This window comes from Pseudomonas sp. LBUM1676 (genome assembly GCF_059695605.1).
In genome coordinates this window covers 3,849,264-3,867,450 of record NZ_CP166777.1, presented here as the reverse complement: position 1 = coordinate 3,867,450, position 18,187 = coordinate 3,849,264, and the positions used below count along the sequence as shown (strand labels likewise).

Annotated in this window: 18 protein-coding genes; 5 read left to right on the top strand and 13 right to left on the bottom strand. The window is 61.7% G+C overall.

Annotation, left to right across the window (positions count from 1 at the left end; all coding sequences use genetic code 11):
* The first annotated feature begins 10 nt into the window (after positions 1 to 10).
* The gene (locus ACA041_RS17840; protein WP_497434878.1) at positions 11 to 2,647 is read left to right on the top strand and encodes an excinuclease ABC subunit UvrA; all 2,637 of its coding nucleotides are present in this window, start codon (positions 11 to 13) and stop codon (positions 2,645 to 2,647) included.
* 223 nt (positions 2,648 to 2,870) lie between these two features.
* On the opposite strand, the gene ACA041_RS17835 is transcribed toward ACA041_RS17840, so the two are convergent.
* From ACA041_RS17835 to ACA041_RS17810, 6 genes are read right to left on the bottom strand one after another with little or no spacing between them, the layout of a single operon-like run.
* Positions 2,871 to 4,814: a PAS domain-containing hybrid sensor histidine kinase/response regulator gene (locus ACA041_RS17835; RefSeq protein ID WP_497434874.1), complete on the bottom strand. Its 1,944-nt coding sequence runs from the start codon at positions 4,812 to 4,814 to the stop codon at positions 2,871 to 2,873.
* Positions 4,804 to 5,679, bottom strand: a complete 876-nt coding sequence (locus ACA041_RS17830; RefSeq protein ID WP_497434868.1) for a sensor histidine kinase — start codon at positions 5,677 to 5,679, stop codon at positions 4,804 to 4,806. Before ACA041_RS17830 ends, ACA041_RS17835 begins: the two co-directional genes overlap by 11 nt.
* Positions 5,672 to 6,688: an ATP-binding protein gene (locus tag ACA041_RS17825; protein WP_497434865.1), complete on the bottom strand. Its 1,017-nt coding sequence runs from the start codon at positions 6,686 to 6,688 to the stop codon at positions 5,672 to 5,674. Before ACA041_RS17825 ends, ACA041_RS17830 begins: the two co-directional genes overlap by 8 nt.
* Positions 6,679 to 7,083, bottom strand: coding sequence for an anti-sigma regulatory factor (locus tag ACA041_RS17820; protein ID WP_497434860.1), 405 nt, complete (start codon positions 7,081 to 7,083; stop codon positions 6,679 to 6,681). Before ACA041_RS17820 ends, ACA041_RS17825 begins: the two co-directional genes overlap by 10 nt.
* Positions 7,080 to 7,442 (bottom strand): STAS domain-containing protein, encoded by a 363-nt coding sequence (locus ACA041_RS17815; RefSeq protein ID WP_497434856.1) that lies wholly within the window; start codon positions 7,440 to 7,442, stop codon positions 7,080 to 7,082. Before ACA041_RS17815 ends, ACA041_RS17820 begins: the two co-directional genes overlap by 4 nt.
* 4 nt (positions 7,443 to 7,446) lie before the next feature.
* Complete coding sequence (locus ACA041_RS17810; RefSeq protein ID WP_497434853.1) at positions 7,447 to 8,298, bottom strand: STAS domain-containing protein; 852 nt, start codon at positions 8,296 to 8,298, stop codon at positions 7,447 to 7,449.
* Positions 8,299 to 8,518: 220 nt separating this feature from the next.
* Between ACA041_RS17810 and ACA041_RS17805 the strand changes: the two genes are divergently transcribed.
* A complete protein-coding gene (locus ACA041_RS17805; protein WP_497434848.1) occupies positions 8,519 to 8,794 on the top strand; it encodes a hypothetical protein in 276 nt (91 codons plus the stop codon).
* A 61-nt stretch (positions 8,795 to 8,855) separates the two neighbouring features.
* On the opposite strand, the gene ACA041_RS17800 is transcribed toward ACA041_RS17805, so the two are convergent.
* Complete coding sequence (locus tag ACA041_RS17800; protein ID WP_497434844.1) at positions 8,856 to 9,377, bottom strand: DUF4142 domain-containing protein; 522 nt, start codon at positions 9,375 to 9,377, stop codon at positions 8,856 to 8,858.
* 218 nt (positions 9,378 to 9,595) lie between these two features.
* On the opposite strand from ACA041_RS17800, the gene ACA041_RS17795 reads away from it, so the two are divergent.
* Positions 9,596 to 9,838, top strand: coding sequence for a hypothetical protein (locus ACA041_RS17795; RefSeq protein WP_497434841.1), 243 nt, complete (start codon positions 9,596 to 9,598; stop codon positions 9,836 to 9,838).
* A 111-nt stretch (positions 9,839 to 9,949) separates the two neighbouring features.
* The gene (locus ACA041_RS17790; RefSeq protein ID WP_497434836.1) at positions 9,950 to 10,210 is read left to right on the top strand and encodes a hypothetical protein; all 261 of its coding nucleotides are present in this window, start codon (positions 9,950 to 9,952) and stop codon (positions 10,208 to 10,210) included.
* 124 nt (positions 10,211 to 10,334) lie between these two features.
* Here ACA041_RS17790 and ACA041_RS17785 read toward each other — a convergent pair whose 3' ends face one another.
* From ACA041_RS17785 to ACA041_RS17760, 6 genes are all read right to left on the bottom strand, one after another.
* The gene (locus ACA041_RS17785; RefSeq protein ID WP_497434830.1) at positions 10,335 to 11,423 is read right to left on the bottom strand and encodes an SMP-30/gluconolactonase/LRE family protein; all 1,089 of its coding nucleotides are present in this window, start codon (positions 11,421 to 11,423) and stop codon (positions 10,335 to 10,337) included.
* Positions 11,420 to 12,565 (bottom strand): sterol desaturase/SRPBCC family protein, encoded by a 1,146-nt coding sequence (locus ACA041_RS17780; RefSeq protein WP_497434825.1) that lies wholly within the window; start codon positions 12,563 to 12,565, stop codon positions 11,420 to 11,422. The genes ACA041_RS17785 and ACA041_RS17780 overlap by 4 nt, the downstream gene beginning before the upstream one ends.
* 106 nt (positions 12,566 to 12,671) lie before the next feature.
* Positions 12,672 to 13,535, bottom strand: coding sequence for a LysR family transcriptional regulator (locus ACA041_RS17775; protein ID WP_497434821.1), 864 nt, complete (start codon positions 13,533 to 13,535; stop codon positions 12,672 to 12,674).
* A 104-nt stretch (positions 13,536 to 13,639) separates the two neighbouring features.
* The gene (locus ACA041_RS17770) at positions 13,640 to 15,487 is read right to left on the bottom strand and encodes an amidohydrolase (protein ID WP_497442104.1); all 1,848 of its coding nucleotides are present in this window, start codon (positions 15,485 to 15,487) and stop codon (positions 13,640 to 13,642) included.
* 305 nt (positions 15,488 to 15,792) lie between these two features.
* The gene (locus ACA041_RS17765; protein WP_462023807.1) at positions 15,793 to 16,107 is read right to left on the bottom strand and encodes an SCP2 sterol-binding domain-containing protein; all 315 of its coding nucleotides are present in this window, start codon (positions 16,105 to 16,107) and stop codon (positions 15,793 to 15,795) included.
* 64 nt (positions 16,108 to 16,171) lie between these two features.
* The gene (locus ACA041_RS17760) at positions 16,172 to 16,882 is read right to left on the bottom strand and encodes a histidine phosphatase family protein (protein WP_497434819.1); all 711 of its coding nucleotides are present in this window, start codon (positions 16,880 to 16,882) and stop codon (positions 16,172 to 16,174) included.
* A 202-nt stretch (positions 16,883 to 17,084) separates the two neighbouring features.
* Here ACA041_RS17760 and sohB point away from each other — a divergent pair, with 202 nt between their 5' ends.
* Positions 17,085 to 18,110, top strand: a complete 1,026-nt coding sequence (gene sohB / locus ACA041_RS17755) for a protease SohB (RefSeq protein ID WP_497434813.1) — start codon at positions 17,085 to 17,087, stop codon at positions 18,108 to 18,110.
* Positions 18,111 to 18,187: the final 77 nt, after the last annotated feature.

Sequence of the window (18,187 nt, the reverse complement as noted above, 5' to 3'; positions counted from 1 at the left end):
AAGGCTGCCCATGACTGACAAGCGCACCTCCAACCCTCCCTCCGGCATGGTCAGGGTGCGCGGCGCCCGGGAACACAACCTCAAGAACGTCGACGTCGATATCCCCCGGGACGCCCTGGTGGTGTTCACCGGCGTGTCCGGTTCGGGAAAATCCTCGCTGGCGTTCTCGACCCTCTACGCCGAAGCGCAACGCCGGTATTTCGAATCCGTGGCGCCTTATGCGCGACGCCTGATCGATCAGGTCGGGGTGCCGGACGTCGACTCGATCGAAGGCCTGCCGCCCGCCGTGGCCTTGCAGCAACAGCGGGGCACGCCGAGCACGCGGTCTTCGGTGGGCAGCGTGACCACCTTGTCGAGCTTGATCCGCATGCTGTATTCCCGGGCCGGCAGTTATCCGCCGGGACAGCCGATGCTGTATGCCGAAGACTTCTCGCCCAACACGCCACAGGGCGCGTGCCCGCAATGTCATGGCCTGGGTCGGGTCTACGAGGTCACTGAAGCCTTGATGGTCCCCGACCCGAGCCTGACCATCCGCCAGCGCGCCGTCGCCTCCTGGCCCATGGCCTGGCAGGGACAGAACCTGCGGGACATCCTGGTGACCCTGGGCTATGACGTCGACAAACCCTGGCGCGATCTGCCGAAAAAACAGCGAGACTGGATTCTGTTCACCGAAGAAACGCCGACGGTTCCGGTGTACGCCGGGCTCACTCCGCAAGAGACCCGAGTCGCGCTCAAGCGCAAAATGGAACCCAGTTACCAAGGCACGTTTACCGGTGCCCGCCGCTACATCCTCCACACCTTCACCCATTCGCAAAGTGCGCTGATGAAGAAGCGCGTTTCGCGCTACATGCTCGGCAGCCCCTGCCCGGTGTGTGACGGCAAACGGCTCAAGCAAGAAGCGTTGTCGGTGACCTTTGCCGGTTACGACATCGGCGAGCTGTCGCAAATGCCGTTGCTGCAAGTGGCGCAAGTCCTGAAGCCGGTGGCGGCCCACAGTTACCTCGAGCTGGCTGACGAGGCGGGTGAGGTGTTGACCCACAGCCAGACCCGCGAGGCCCGTGAGCAGCGAGTGGCCCACGGTGCCAGCGCTCACGCCAACGCCCCGGACGTGCGCCACACGCCCAACCTGTCGGTGGAAAAACGCCTGGCCGCGCAGCGGATCGCCCAGGACTTGCTCGAGCGGGTCAGCACCCTGACCGATCTGGGCCTCGGTTACCTGGCCCTGGAACGCAGCACGCCGACCTTGTCGTCCGGCGAGTTGCAGCGTCTGCGCCTGGCGACGCAATTGGGTTCGCAGTTGTTCGGCGTGATCTACGTGCTGGATGAGCCGTCGGCCGGTCTGCACCCGGCGGATGGCGAGGCCCTGTTCGAAGCCCTGCAACGCCTCAAGGCCGCCGGCAACACCTTGTTCGTGGTCGAGCATGATCTGGAAACCATGCGCCGCGCCGACTGGCTGATCGATGTAGGACCTGCGGCGGGCGAGCATGGCGGCCGGATCCTCTACAGCGGACCGCCGCCGGGCCTGGCCGGGATAACGGACTCCCAGACCCGCGCCTACCTGTTCGCCAAACAGGTCACCCAGCCCCGGGTCAGTCGCAAGGCGACCGACTGGCTGCGGCTGGAAGGCATCACCCGCAATAACCTGAGCAACCTCGGCGCCGAGTTTCCGCTGGGCTGTTTCACGGCGGTGACCGGCGTTTCCGGTTCAGGCAAATCGAGCCTGGTCAGCCAGGCGCTGCTGGAACTGGTGGGCGCGCACCTCGGTCGCGCGGCCAGCGACAGCGAGCCTGAAGAATTGAGCCTGGAGGACGATGCGCCGCAAGTCAGCGGCGGCCAGGTCACCGCTGGGCTGGCGTCGATCAAGCGTCTGGTACAGGTCGACCAGAAACCCATCGGCCGCACCCCCCGTTCGAACCTGGCGACCTACACCGGGCTGTTCGACAACGTGCGCAAGCTCTACGCCGCCACCCCCCAGGCCCAGGCCGAAGGCTATGACGCCGGCCAATTCTCTTTCAACGTCGCCAAGGGCCGGTGCGCGACCTGCGAAGGCGAAGGTTTTGTCAGCGTCGAGTTGCTGTTCATGCCCAGTGTCTATGCGCCGTGCCCGACCTGCCACGGTGCGCGCTACAACCCCGAGACCCTGGCGATCGTCTGGCAAGGTTTGAACATCGCCCAGGTGTTGCAGCTGACGGTGGACCAGGCGGTGGAGGTGTTCGCCGGGCAACCGGGGATCCGCCGCTCGCTGGAGGTGCTGCGCGATATCGGCCTGGGCTACCTGCGCCTCGGGCAGCCGGCGACCGAGTTGTCGGGTGGCGAGGCGCAACGGATCAAACTGGCCACCGAGCTGCAACGCAACCAGCGTGGGGCGACCTTGTATGTGCTCGATGAGCCCACCACCGGTTTGCATCCGCGGGATGTCGATCGCTTGCTGGAACAGTTGAATACGCTGGTGACGGCGGGGCATACGGTGATCGTGGTCGAACATGAAATGCGCGTGGTGGCGCAGAGTGACTGGGTGATCGATATCGGGCCGGGGGCAGGGGATCAGGGCGGGAAGATCGTGGTGGCGGGTACGCCGCAGAAAGTCGCCAAAAGCAAGAAGAGCAAAACAGCAGCGTTTCTGGCCAGAACCCTCGGCATGGCTTGAGTCGGTGGCGTTTCTGCTGACGCCATCGCGAGCAGGCTCGCTCCCACAGGGGATTTGTGACCGACATAGATCCCCTGTGGGAGCGAGCCTGCTCGCGATGGCGATCTATCAGGCGCCGTCTAAAGTGCGCCGAACCCTGTCCAACAGCCAATTGATCTCCCAATGGCATTTGTGAGCGCCACAGATCCAGTGTGGGAGCGAGCCTGCTCGCGAAGGCGATCTATCAGGCGCCGTCTATAGTGCGCCGAACCTTGTCCAGCAACTCATTGATCTGGAACGGCTTGACCAGCATCTCCATGCCATCGCCCAGAAACACCTGTCGGTTGATCGCGGTTTCGGCATAACCGGTCATGAACAGGATCGGCAACTTGTCCCGCCAGCCCCGCGCCACATCCGCCAGTTCGCGGCCGCTCATGCGCGGCAGGCCGACGTCGGTCAGCAACAAATCGATGGACTCGTCATTCTGCAACCGCTCCATAGCGCTCTCAATGTCGCCTGCCTGAGTGCAGCGGTAACCGGCGTCCACCAGCACTTCGCAAACGAACATGCGCACCGACGGCGTGTCCTCGACGATCAGCACATGCTCGCCGGCCCCCTGAGGATCGACGGTGGGCGGCTGGGTGTCGCTGGCCATGAGCTCGGCACTGGCGGGCAACATGATGGTGACTTCGGTGCCACGCCGGGCGACGCTGCGAATGTGCGCATCGCCACCCGATTGCCGGGCGAAACCATAGATGGTCGACAACCCCAACCCGGTGCCCTGGCCCAGTGGCTTGGTGGTGAAGAACGGATCGAACACCTTGTCGATCACACTGTGGTCGATACCGGTGCCGTCATCGCGTACCGACAGGGCCACATACGCCCCATCGGCCAGATTGGGATCGCCGTGGGAATAGGCGGCATAGGTGCTGACCCATACATTGCCGCCGTGGGGCAATGCATCGCGGGCATTGATCACCAGATTGAGCACCGCACTTTCGAGCTGGATCGGGTCGACCAGGGCGATCGCGGGTTTGGAGGTCAGTTCCAGTCTCAGGGCGATGCGCTCGCCGATGGTGCGCCCCAACAGTTCCTCCAGAGATCGTATGTGCTCGTTGATGTCCACGGGCCGGGTGTCGAGGGGTTGCTGGCGGGCGAAGGCGAGCAGGCGATGCGTCAGGGAGGCGGCACTCATGGCCGAATTCAAGGCCGCTTCGGCATAGAACTGAACCTTGTCGGTGCGCGAGGCGGCTACCCGCTTCTGGATCAGCTGCAGGCTGGTGATGATGCCGGTGAGCAAGTTGTTGAAGTCATGGGCGATGCCCCCCGTCAGCTTGCCCAACGCATCCATCTTCTGTACTTGCAGCAGCTGGGCTTCGGTGCGCGCGCGTTCGGCGACTTCCTTGGCCAGTTGGGTCGTGGCGTCGTCCAGCCGGGCCAGGTGCGAGCGTTCGCGGTGACGATGCTCGGTGACATCTTCGACGAACACCAGGCTCAATTCCGGTGTGCGGTAGGGCGAAATCTGCCATTCGGTTTCGCGGACCGCGCCCTGGACCCGCATGCTCAGGGTGCCTTTCCAGCGCTCGCCATAGGCCAGGCGCAAGCGCAGTTCCTCGATGATCGCGTCTTGATCCTCGGCAAAGCATTCGCGCAAGGCATCCGGATTGCGGTTGTCCTGGATCATCTGCGCGAAGGCATGGTTGCATTCGTGGATTTTCAGATCGGCATCCAGCACGGCGATGGGGGCCGAAACGTTGACGAAGATTTCCCGAAACCGCGCCTCGCTGTCACGCAGGGCATTTTCGGTTTCCCGCACGCGCAGCAAGGTGCGCAGCGTGGCCAGCAACACGTCCGGGTCCACCGGGTGGATCAGGTAGGCATCGGCACCGGCCTCCAGACCGGTGATGATGTCCCCGGTCTGGATCGAGGCCGCCGACACGTGAATCACCGGCAGCAGGGCGGTGGCGGCTTCGGAGCGCAGTTTGCGCACGATGTCGAAACCGCTCATGTCCGGCAGATTGACGTCGAGGATCAGCGCGTCGATGGTGACGCTGTCGATCAGCTCGAGGCCTTCGCCGCCGGTGCCGGCTTCCAGCACCTCATAGCCGTGGCGTTCCAGGCGCCGGCGCAGGGCATAGCGGGTCGCGACGTTGTCGTCGACGATCAGCAAGCGGATGTCACGTTTCATCGGCGGGCTCCATGGCGATGGCCAGCGGGATGATCACGAAGAAGGTCGAGCCCTTGCCCGGCGTACTCTGGACCCCGACTTCGCCACCGAGCAACGCCGCGAACCGTTTGCACAGGGACAGGCCGAGCCCGGTGCCGCGCAGGCGTTTTTGCAAGGGTGAGTCGACCTGGGAAAAGTCCTCGAACAATGCGCCATGCAGCGCCGGGGCGATACCTATTCCAGTATCGCTGACGGCAAAGCGCACGCGGTCGCTGCCCTCCAGCCGGGCCGAGACGCGGACCTCGCCGCGAGTGGTGAACTTCAGTGAGTTGGAAATGAAGTTGCGCAGGATCTGCGCGAGCTTCTTGTCATCGGTGTAGAGCCTGGGCAAACCCACCGGCTCTTCGAAAATCAGGTCCACGGCGCTGGCGTCGACTATCGGGCGGAACATGCCGCGCAGGGCGGCGAACAGGTCGAACATGTCGAACCAGGCCGGGGAAATGGTGATGCGCCCGGCTTCGATCTTTGCCAGGTCGAGCAGATCGTCGACCATGTCGCTCAGTTCGCGGGCGGCGACGCTGACGAAGACCACTTGCTTGTGCTGCTCGGGACTCAGGGGGCCGTCGAGTTCATCGCTCAGCAGCCCGGTGATGCTGAGGATCGAGCCCAGCGGCGTGCGGAACTCGTGGCTCATGTAAGACAGGAAACGGCTTTTGAGGTCCGAAGCCTGGCGCAATTGTTCGGCCTGGGTGTCGAGTTCGGCGTACAACGCCAGCACGCCCTGGTTGGTTTCATCCAGTTCTTCACGCAAGGCGCTGGCTTCACCCTGCAATTGCGCGATCAGCGCGGCTTGTTCGTCAACCTGACTCATGGGTATCTCAGCCATGGGTTGCCTCCAGAGCAATGACCAACACCGTCACATCGTCCCGTCCACGGCAAAAATCGCGGTGCAGAATGGCGGCAATCACGGCGGGATGGCGGTGCACCAGGCCGGGGTAATCTTGCAGGTTCCAACGGGACTGCAGGCCGTCGCTGTACATGATCAAAAGCTGTCCGTTCACCTGAGCATAGTCAAAGGGTTGTGCCTTTCGATACTGGCCACCGACGATGCCGGGGTGGGAGGCCAGGCCGCGGGATTTGTCCGGGGCGATCAGGCTGCCACCGATGTTGCCGATACCGACGAAGCGCAGTGTATTGCCGTTGCCGTCGAACTGGGCGATGGCCAAGGCGCCGCCGCGGGTGCCGATCATGGCGCGGTGGATGTCTTCGAGCAACAACAGCGGCGAGGTGAACGGTGAGTGGGCAAACACGCTCTCGCCGGCGCGGGCGGCGCGCTCGGCTTCTTCGCCGTGACCGAGGCCGTCGATCACCAGGGCGCTGATGCGCGGCCCGTCAAAGGCCAGATGCCAGACATCGCCACAGGCGGGGTCGTCGTGCAACGCATGCTGGCTGATCCCGACTCGTCGGTCCGGTGCCTTGTCACTTCGCGGATAGAGCCGCGTCAGCAGCACGGAGCCTCGGGCGTCGGCATAGACATCGAACACTTGCGTCTGGCGCGACACCGCCCCAAGCCCGATGCCCTGGGTGCCGCCGGTGGAAAAGCCGTCGGTCAGGCACCTTTGCACATCGAAGCCCTGGCCGCGGTCGACGGCGAGTATTTCGATCCCGGCGCCTGTAGCCCGTGGCAGGACCCTCAAGTGCAGTTCGCCGCTAGTGGCATGCTTGAGAATGTTGCTGGCCAACTCGGTGGCCACCAGTGCCACACGTCCGGCATCGGTGGCGTCGAAACCGTGTTTTTGCGCAAGTTGCTGCGCGGTGCGTCGCGCATGGCCGATCTGGCTGCTGTCTTCGATCGGCAGCACCTGCGTCATTGTCCCCCCCATGTTCACGTCCATCGCGTGATCGTTATGCGAGTGCCTTTGCCCGGCGCGGTGTCCAGTTCGAACTCTTCGACCAGGCGCTTGGCGCCGGTCAGCCCCAGCCCCAGGCCGCTGCCGGAGGTCCAGCCATCGGTCATCGCCAGCTTGATATCGGCGATGCCCGGGCCTTCGTCGCGAAAGGTCAGGCGCAGGCCGGTGCGGGCATTCTCGTCGAGAATCTGCCAGTCCATGTCGCCACCACCGCCATAGACCATGGTGTTGCGCGCCAGTTCGCTGACGGCCGTCACCAGCTTGGTCAGGTCGATCAGGCGCATGCCGCACTCCTGGGCGAGCTTGCGCGCCAGTTGCCGGGCCAGCACCACGTCTTGCTCGATAAGAATCGGATGAGTGCCGCTGCTGCGCACGGTCATTGCTCGCGTACTCGTGCCTGGAGCAGTTTCATCCCGCGCTCGACATTCAGCGCCGTACTGACGCCGGGCAGGGTCAGGCCGAGCTCCACCAGGGTGATGGCCACCGCCGGTTGCATGCCGACCAGCACGGTCTGGGCATCCATGATTTTCGACAGCCCGGAGATGGTGCCGATCATTCGGCCGATAAACGAGTCCACCATGTCCAGCGCCGAGATATCGATCAGCACGCCGCGGGCCGAGGTCCGGCTGATGCGCTCGGACAGGTCGTCCTGAAGGGTCATGGCCAACTGATCATGCATGTCGACCTGAATGGTCACCAGCAGGAAGTCGCCCATTTGCAAGATCGGAATGCGCTCCATCGGCTCAGACCGCCTTGCTGACAGTGATTCCCAGGCGGGTCAGGGCCAGTTTCAGGGCGTCGGCCAGGTTGGCCTTGGTGACCACGCCTTGCAGGTCCAGCCCCAGGTGCACGATGGTCTGGGCGATCTGCGGTCGCACGCCGCTGATGATGCAATCGGCGCCCATCAGGCGAATCGCGGTGACGGTCTTGAGCAGGTGTTGCGCCACCAGGGTGTCGACGGTCGGCACGCCGGTGATGTCGATGATGGCGATTTCCGAGCCGGTATCGACGATTCGCTGCAACAGCGATTCCATCACCACCTGGGTACGTTGTGAGTCCAGGGTGCCGATCATCGGCAGCGCCAGTACGCCGTCCCAGAGCTTGACCACCGGCGTCGACAGTTCCAGCAACTCTTCCTGCTGGCGCTTGATCACCGCTTCGCGGGACTTCTGAAAGGTGCGGATGGTGTGCATGCCCAGGGCGTCGAGCAGTTCGGACACTTCCCAGAGTTGCTCGGCCAGCAGCGCCGGACTGTCCTGGTAATGATTTTGCAGCAGCGCAAACATCGGGCCCTTGAGGCCGAAGATGAAACTGGCGGTCTGGTGCGAGTCCTGGCCGAGCAGGGCGCGGGTATGGGAGAGCTTTTCGAGGAATTGGCGAATATCGTCCCAGCCGGAGGAGGCGACGTTCTGGTCGTTGCCGCGCTCGAGACCTGCGATGACCAGTTGCAGGAAGTCCGAAGTCTCCTGATTCACGTCATGCTCTTTGAGATTGCGTGTGGCGCCGCTGGCCCCGAGGCCTTTTGTCCATTCGCCAAGCAGTTGCGTCCGGTTGGTTTTCATCGCATCGAGTGTGGTGGTTTGCAGTGCCGCCATGGGACTTTGACTCCTTGGAAAGTGTGGCCGATTCTCCAAATATTGATCGGCACAAATCAGTGACATTTGCCGCAGGCAATAGTTTTCAAATCTGACAGGTTTTTGCGATTGGCTGCACTTGAACGCAGGCGTCTATCCAACGGAACGATGCTGGCTGGAAAGCCTCGAAACCTCAGGGCCGATTGTTTAAGCCGCACTGGCAGTGACGAACGAGGTACTTATGAAAGACGAAGCGATGACACAGGAGCAGGATCAGACGGGGGCACCGGTCAAACGCAATGACCCGGCAATCGACCCGCAGACGCCGGCCGAATCCGGTGGGCAGGATCAGGATCAGGGGCAAACCGCGAAACCGGAAAGTGCCGACCAGGCGGTGGACCAGAAGAACCGCCATACCGATAACGACAATGAATTCAGCCCCGGTTTCAAACCGAGTCCGGACCGGCCCAAGCCCAGCGACGACACCGATGCCGACATCGATACCGATGGCGGTTAGAGCGAACCGGACACAATAAAAAAGGCCTCATCCACTGGATGGGGCCTTTTTTTGTTCAGTGTTATTTACTCGGATGAGCAGCCTGCAGTTTTTTCGCCATATCCAGGTGTTTTTCCAGCGCCGGCAGCATTTTTTGCGCAAACCCTTTGAGCTCGGTTGCGCCTTTGACTTTATCGTCCGTCACGGTGTTGGCTTGTTTCTTGAACAGCTCGATGGTTTCTTCGTGCGCCTTGACCTGATTGTTGGCATAGGCCGCGTCGAAGGATTCATCGCGTACTTCGAGAATTTTTTCCTTGGCCTGCTTCACCAAGGTCGTGGTGTCTGGCACCTCGATGTCATTCTTTTTCGCCAACGCCGCCAATTCATCGTTCGCCTTGGAATGATCGGTAATCATCATGTTGGCGAATTCCTTGATGTCGGCCGATGAGCTTTTTTCCAATGCCAGCCGGCTGGTTTCGATTTCCGCGATGCCGCCCGCGGCCGCGTTGTCGACGAAGTCATTGGAGGTGGCAGCGCAGGCCATGCCCATGCTGGTGCTCAAGGCAACGGCCAAAGTCAGGTGGCGCAGGGTAAATCCGTCCATTGGTTCTTCTCCACACAGGTTTTTCATGGGCGATCAAATGATCGTTAAGCAATGGAGGGCGACGGGCGGACAAAGGTTTTATCGCTTTTTCGACAGGACGACGAACGGCAACCGCTGGTCTGATAGGCGGTCGACAGAACCGGCCAACCAAGGCCATTCTGATAGTTGGTGAACGCAATCGATCGCGTTTGCCACCGATCAACAAACGGAGGTGTTCCATGCCGGTGACCCATGACCTTTATCAGGACCTGAAACTCACAAAGGAAGAGATCCAGCAAAAACGCACCAAGGATCCATTACTGGATTCACTGATCAACAAGTATTCCCAGGCGGACGCCGAGGTAGTGAAGGCCGAGTCCGCCCAATCCGACGCACCCAGCGATGACGCACTGAAGAAGCTCAAGGAGAGGCGCGTGCTGGTCAAGAACCAGATCGTCGACCGACTTCAGACGCCTTCCTGACATGCCGAACCCTACCACCGACGACCGGTGAGTGAAAAATTGGAACGGCGATAAAAACCGGCACCTCGAATGATCAGAGTCCGAATCGACGGCTCCATGCGAGGTGCCCCAATGACTGATCCCACTGTCTCCAGTAACGAAAAGTACCCCAGCGAAGAGCAGGGCGGCTACGACCCCATCCCGACCCATCCTGAACCCTTGAGCCCCGGTCGCACGACCATCAACCCCGAAGACGAACCGGGCATCGATGAACTGCCGAACAATGAAGGTGCAATCCCCATGGACCAGGACGATGGCACTGACCTTGATCCGGAGCGGGTACGCGAAGAAACCGACAATGCGGTGCGTGATGGCGAGATGGATCCCCGATAGTTTGGCCCACCGTAATACCCCTGTGGGAGCGAGGCTGCTCGCGAAAGTGGTGTGTCAGACAACCTCTTTATTGATGGAAGACCGCTTTCGCGAGCAGGCTCGCTCCCACATTGATCAGTGACGTTTATTGGAGGGCCTTGCTTAACGGCAACCGCGCCATGTGCTTCGCCTTCAGCGACCCGAAATACAACCACTCCCCATACTCGCGCACCGTGGTGATCGGCGAGTAATTGCCGCTGCTTCCATCCTGCAGATTGGCAATCACCTTGCCCTCCACATCAAGGCCCAATACAAAGGCGCGTTTCTCCACCGGTTTAGGCAGGATGGTCATCGCCCGCACAATCATCTTGCGCACGAAAGGATGCGCCGCCATGGCATCCAGCAAGGCGTTGCGCGGTGCATACAGCGCTACCCAGAATCGATCCCGGCCATTGAACGTCAGGTTGTCCGGCAACCCCGGCAAGTTGTCGATGAACAGGTCACGGGTACCGGCTTTGGCCCCGCTCAGCCAATAACGACTGATGCGATAAGCGCCGGTTTCGTTGACCAGCACATAGCTTTCGTCCGGTCCCAGGGCCACGCCGTTGGCAAACTCCAGCTTGTCCATCAGCACCGTGGTCGTGCCGGTCTGGAAGTCATACCGCAGCAATCGGCCATCGCCGCCGTGCTCGATGATCGCCTCGCCGTCCCGGCCATAGCCGAAGCGGCTCGAAGCATCGCTGAAGTAGGCGTAGTGGCCGGACTTGTCGATGGTCACGTCGTCGGTGAAGCCGAAGGGCACGCCATTGGCGGCGGTGGTCAAGGCAATCAGGCGTCCCTGGGCGTCCAGGGACAGCAAACCCTTGACGCCGTCGGCGATCACCAGCAAGCCGTTGGGATGGCGCGCCAGACCCAATGGCCGCCCGCCGGTATCGGCCAGGACTTTGCTGACCTTGCCGTCGAGGCTGGTGCGAATCAAGCGCCCGTCATGCAGGCCGGTGATCAGCACGTCATCCTCCAGCAGCAAGGCTTCCGGCCCGTCGATGTCAGTGACACCCACCGGCTCCATGCCCTTGAGGCGTTGATTGTCGGCGTACGGCCCGCTGGTCAGTGAAGGCGCCGGCGGCGGTGTCCAGGCCACCGGTTCAACCTTGGTCGGCATCAGCAGCAGGAAGGCGCCGATGACAATGATCACCAGCAATACAACATGGCGAAACTTGAAGGTTCCACTCACGCGGCGGCTCCTGTCGTGGACAGGTGCTTCAACGCCATGTCGCGCAAGGCCTGCAACGACGCTGCCGATTCACGATCGATGCGGCGCTTGAGCAGCAGGCGATTGGCAATGCGCATCGTCAGACCGCTGAACTGATAGTCGAGGGTGCGCACGAATCGCGTACCGTCACCCTCGGGCTCGCACTCGTACGTCACGACCAGCGACAATCCGTTATCGCCCCGCGCCCGAGCGCTCCAGCGGCGCCCCGGCAGATACTCGTCCACCACCCACTGCAAATGCCCCTCGCGTCCGCCCGCCCGGATGTCTTCCTCGAAGCGCGACCCGGCATGCAGCGGTCCGTCCTGGCCATCGATCTTGAGCGAGGACGGGTGCCATTGCGGCCAACGGGTCACGGTGCTGGCGTAGGCGAGCACGGCAACCGGATTGGCGGCAATGTCGATCTGATGCTGCATGCGGGTCATGGGCGTTCTCGTCGAGTGCAGGGAAGTCGGCTCCGGTTCCCAATAGAGGGTGCCGAACAGGTAATCCATCAGCGGAAAAACGATATTGAAATTGCGTTCCTGCATCAGCTCGCGGCGGTGATGCAGCTCATGCAGGCGGCGCATCTGGCGGATCCATGGCAGACGGGTGAGCGGGTTGGCGGGGGGCAGATGTTCACAGGCATGGAACACTTCGTAGGCCAGGTAACCGAGGACCAGGCAACCGGCGGACAACCCGCCGACATTGGCATTGAACTGCACCAGCAGCCACCACAGGGGCAAGGTGATGACCACTGTGTGCAGCACGATCAGCCAGGCCGGAAACAGAATCACCCGCGAGTCGCGGGCGCTGTCGCAGGTCATGTGGCCAGGGGCGAAAAAGCTGTGATGATCGCCGGCGTGGCGCGCATAGAACATCCGCGCGAAGCTTTTTTTGTGGTGCCCAAGGTGGCGATGCACCACGTACACACCGAAGCTGAAGAACAACAGGGTCAGCGGCACTGCCAGCCACTCCAGCGGCTGTACCTGATGCACGGTGCTCCAGAACGCAGCGATGGCCAGTAATCCGAACAGCAGCACAAAGGCGCCATGCAGCCAGGGGTTGTAGAGCGGATGAATGTCGGCGCGGTAACGGCTGCGAAATGCTTCGGTGGTCTGCCTCACTGCCTTTACCTGTGGTTATTGTTATCACCAGCAGATTAGCCGATCCCGCGGTTTCAGCCGGGTAAACCTTGAGGCCACAAACGCCATGCTCCGGTGCAAACCGGACTCAGGTCAGAGGGTTCCAGCGTTGCGACCAGTCATCATCGGACTGGATGACCTCACGCAGCAGGTCGAAGGCCCGCTGCAGGGTCGCCGAGTCGCGGTCGCGGGAGTAGACCAGATAGGTCGGGTAACTGAATTCCGGAGCCCTGGGCACCAGCTCCAGCACGCCGCTTTCCAGGTAACTCTGGACGACCCGGGTGCGAAAGTAGCCACTGCCGCCGTTTTCCAGAATGTACTGCAAGCCCAGTGGGCCGAGGTTGAAGCTCAAGGCGGCCTTGGCTTTTTCCGGCAGCGCGGCATCGTGCTGGCGCCGGAAGTTCGGGCCCCAGTCGATGTACACATAGGGATCGGGTCTTGCGGCGAGGCGGGTGAGCACCAGTTTTTCTTCCAGCACCTGCTCGACTTGCAGGCGTGGCCAATACTCGGGCTGGTAGACCAGCGCCGCGTCGAGAACCCCAAGTTCCAGTTGGCGCAGCAGGTTTTCGCCATCACGGATTTCCATGCGCAGGGCATGGCCGGGAATCTTCTCCCGCAGTGCGCCGGCCCAGCTGAGCATCAGCGGGTTGCACAGGCTGACTTCGCCACCGATGTGCAGCACGTCGTGGTAACCCTCGGGCAACGGCAGGTCCCGGCGTGCGGCTTCCCAGGTTTCTACCAGCTGATTGGCATAGACCACAAAAGCCTCGCCGTTCGCGGTCAGGCGAGCGCCGGCGCGGTTGCGTACGAACAGCGTGCTACCCAACTGGCTCTCGAGCTTCTGCACCCGCGCGGTGATCGCGGTCTGGGTGACGTGGAGTTTTTCGGCCGCCGCGGCGAGGCTGCCGTGGCGGACGATTTCCAGAAAGGTGCGGGCGAGATCGATGTCCATGGGCAGGCCGGAGGGGGAAGTGCGCCATTGTAAGAGCACCGCTCACCTTGTGGCGAGGCCCACACCACAGGGTTCATCGCTGCATCCGCAATCGGTGCCTGCCTTCAAAACGCAAAACACGAACAACCAAAGGCCCCCCAGAACCCGGCGAAATCGCTGACCGGCGCCGACGACAACCGCGCCCGTTCATGGCTATGGGCATGCACCGCACAAGCCCCAGCGCATTGATGTACCTGCGCCGTCATCGGCGCCAGGGGTTTCCAGTGGCCCGGCACTTTGGTGACGGGCGACCACTCAGGCACCACCGGGATGGGTGGCGGCCCGAGTTTCTCGAACTCGACGCTGCCGTAGACAATCTTGCCGTCGACAATGGTCAGCACCGACTCGATCCATTTCACGGCTTCATCTTCAATGTGGAAATAGTCCGCCGACAGCGCAATCAGGTCCGCCAGTTGCCCGATCTTGATCTGGCCTTTCTTGCCTTGTTCGGAGGAGAACCAGGCGCTGCCGTGGGTGAAGAGTTCCAGCGCCGTGTCGCGGCTCAAGCCTTGCGGATACAGCTCCAGCCCGCCGACGGTACGGCCGCTGACCAGCCAGTAAAGCGAAGTCCAGGGGTTATAGCTGGACACCCGCGTGGCATCGGTGCCGGCGCCCACCGGTACACCTTCGGCCAGCATACGAGCGATGGGCGGTGTGGTTTCGGCAGCCTTGGCGCCGTAACGGTCGACGAAGTATTCACCCTGGAATGCCATGCGGTCCTGGATCGCGATGCCGCCACCCAGGGCTTTGACCCGTTCGATGTTCTGCGCGGTGATGGTTTCGGCGTGGTCGAAGAACCACGGCAAACCATCGAACGGAATATCGCGATTGACCTTCTCGAACACGTCGAGCATGCGACTGATGGATTCGTTGTACGTCGCGTGCAGGCGAAACGGCCAGCGTTGTTCCACCAGATGCCGAATCACGGGTTCCAGTTCCTGCTCCATGGTTTGCGGCAGGTCCGGGCGCGGTTCGAGGAAGTCTTCGAAGTCCGCCGCCGAGAACACCAGCATTTCCCCGGCACCGTTGTGGCGCAGGAAATCGTCGCCCTGGCCGTAGTGGGAGCTGCTGGTCCAGTTTTTGAAGTCGGTCAGCTCTTCCTTGGGTTTCTGGGTGAACAGGTTGTAGGCAATGCGCACCGTGAGCTGTTGGTCCTTGGCCAGTTGCTGGATGACTTGATAGTCGTCCGGGTAGTTCTGATAACCGCCGCCGGCATCGATGGCACTGGTGACGCCGAGGCGATTGAGCTCGCGCATGAACTGGCGGGTCGAGTTGACCTGGTATTCCAGCGGCAGCTTCGGACCCTTGGCCAGGGTCGAGTAGAGAATCATCGCGTTGGGCCGGGCGATCAGCATGCCGGTCGGATCGCCATTGGCGTCGCGCTGGATTTCACCGCCCGGCGGATTCGGCGTGTCACGGGTGTAGCCCACCACTTTCAAAGCGGCGCGATTGAGCAGGGCGCGGTCGTACAGGTGCAGCACGAACACTGGGGTGTCCGGCGCCGCCTTGTTCAGTTCGTCGAGGGTCGGCAGGCGTTTTTCGGCAAACTGGAACTCGTTCCAGCCACCGACCACCCGCACCCATTGCGGCGTGGGCGTGCGGTCCGCCTGATCCTTGAGCAGGCGTAGCGCGTCGACCAATGAAGGGACGCCTTCCCAGCGCAGTTCGAGGTTGTAATTCAAGCCGCCACGGATCAGGTGCAGGTGCGAGTCGTTGAGACCGGGAATCACCGTGCGTCCGTGCAGATCGATAATCTGCGTGCCGGGGCCTTGCAGGGCCATGGCCTGGGCATCGCTGCCGACCACCACGAAGCGACCGTCCTTGATCGCGACGGCGCTGGCCTGGGGTTTCTTGCGATCGACGGTGTGCAGGCGTCCGTTGTACAGAATGAGGTCGGCCGGTGAATCGGGCATGGTTTTACTCCCTGCTGACAGCGGGCTGATCCAGGCACCGAGGGCGCCTGCCGTAAGGCCTTGCAGTACACGTCGGCGGTTGAAGCCGTCGTTGTCGTCAGGTGGGCTCATGGCAATGCTCCGCGCAAAGGCTCTTCGTAAAAAGCGAGGGCAAACAGCCGATGTCTGACGCATGCGGCCAGAAGGAATATAGACCGCAAATGCGCAGCAAGCCGTTTTCCCATGGCGCAAAACGACAAATCCCGCCTCGAGGGGCGGGATTCGTTTGCAGCCAGGCGTGCCCCCGAAGGTCGGGGGCGACGCGCTTAAGCCGGGAACAGCTCGGACAGTTTCATGGCCAGCATCATGTCGCCTTCGGCGCGCAGTTTGCCGCCCATGAAGGCTTGCATGCCGTCGGTTTCGCCGCTGACGATGCCTTCCAGGGTTTCGCCGTCCATCACCAGGGTCACCTGGGCGTCCGGGTTCTCGCCTTCCTTGAGCTCGCAGGTGCTGTCCTTGACGATCAGCGAGAAGTTCTTGGTGTCGTCGATGCGGAAACCGAATACCAGGTCCAGACCCGCGGCAGCGGCTGGGTTGAACTTGGCTTTCATTGCTTGTACGGCATCAGCTACGGAGGTCATGGTTTGATCCTTTCTTGGGTAATTAGAGCTGGGTGATTACAGCCAGGGTCACAATAGTCCGGACTCAGCGAAACGTGATGAGTTCCGGGGCCTTCAACAGTTGCAGGTGCGCATGACTGTTGAAGGAAGACAGTGCCACCTCGCGACCACGAAACTTCAGCAGGTTGAGCGAGGTGTTGACGATTTGCCAGTTCAGTTCGAATGCCTGCCTGGCCGGCATTTGCGTAATGAGGTGGAGCAGGGCGGTAATGGTGCCGCCGGAGGTGAACACGGCGATTTTCTGGGTGTTGTCGGCCTGTTCGAGGATGCGCTGCAGACCGGCTTGCACCCGCTCGACAAACCCCAGCCAGCTTTCCAGGCCCGGGGTGTCATAGGTCCCGACCAGCCAGCGCTCAATGATGAGTGCAAAGATACGCTGGAACTCGGCGCGGTTCTGCGCGGCGTTGCGCAGGATGTCCAACGCTTCGGGTTCATCGTCCAGCATGGCCGGCAGCAGCGCGCGGATCACCGCGTCGGCGTCGAATTCGTTGAAGGCGCTGTCCGTTTCCAGGATCGGCACCGGCAGGCCCATGGCAGCGAACTGTTCCAGCGCGCTGCTGGCCGTGTGTTGCTGACGGCGCAGGTCGCCCGCGAGGCAGCGATCCAAGCTGATGCCCAACCCGGCCAGGTGCTGGCCGAGGACTTCTGCCTGGCGAATACCGGTCGGCGACAGGACGTCATAGTCGTCTGCACCAAAGGAGGCCTGGCCATGTCGAATCAAATAGATACTGCCCACGTCCGCGTCATCCCGGTACGTTGAAGGTTCGGCGAGGTTATGAGGATGGCGATGAGCTGTCAATGAAAAAACATACGCTTGTTTGAAATGCTCGTGGCAGGCTGTTGCCAAAGGTTTCACGACTGGTCGCCGGGCTGGCGCATGGGTATGCTGAGCGTATCGCGCGCGCGTTTATGCAGCGCATCGTATTGAAGGAGTCATTGTGGAGTTTTTTGCCGAGTTCGCCGTTTTCCTGGCCAAAACCGTCACACTGGTGATCGCCATTCTGGTGGTCATGGCCAGTTTTGCGGCATTGCGCAGCAAAGGTCGACGCAAAACCGCCGGCCAGTTGCAGGTCAGCAAACTCAATGATTTTTACAAGGGGTTGCGCGAGCGCCTGGAGCAAACCCTGCTCGACAAGGACCAGCTCAAGGCTCTGCGCAAGGTCGAAGCCAAATCGGAGAAAAAGCAGAAGAAAAAGCCCGAGGCCAACAAGCCCCGGGTGTTCGTGCTGGATTTCGACGGTGACATCAAGGCGTCGGCTACCGAAAGCCTGCGCCACGAAATCACCGCGCTGCTGACCCTGGCCACACCCAAGGATGAAGTGGTGCTGCGCCTGGAAAGCGGCGGTGGCATGGTGCACAGCTATGGTCTGGCGTCCTCGCAACTGGCGCGCATCCGCGACGCGGGCGTGCCATTGACCGTGTGTATCGACAAGGTGGCTGCCAGCGGCGGTTACATGATGGCGTGCATCGGCGACAAGATCATCAGTGCCCCGTTCGCCATCCTCGGCTCGATCGGCGTGGTGGCGCAGTTGCCAAACGTCAACCGCCTGCTGAAAAAGCACGACATCGACTTCGAAGTCCTGACCGCCGGCGAATACAAACGCACCCTGACCGTGTTTGGCGAAAACACCGAGAAGGGCCGGGAGAAGTTCCAGGAAGACCTGGACATTACCCATCAGCTGTTCAAGAACTTCGTCTCGCGTTACCGCCCGCAACTGGACATCGATGAGGTCGCCACCGGTGAAATCTGGCTGGGCATTGCAGCGATGGACAAGCAACTGGTCGACGAGCTCAAGACGAGCGATGAATACCTCGCCGAACGGGCGAAAAAATCCGAGCTTTATCACCTGCATTACGCCGAGCGTAAAAGCCTGCAGGAGCGCATCGGCATCGCGGCCAGCGGCTCGGTGGACCGCGTGCTGTTGAGCTGGTGGAGCCGTTTGACTCAGCAACGCTTCTGGTAAAAATCCTCAAGAGCGCCCTGTTGCTGATATTCGGCAACAGGGCGTTTTGCACTTTTAAATCGAATCCAGTGCGGTAT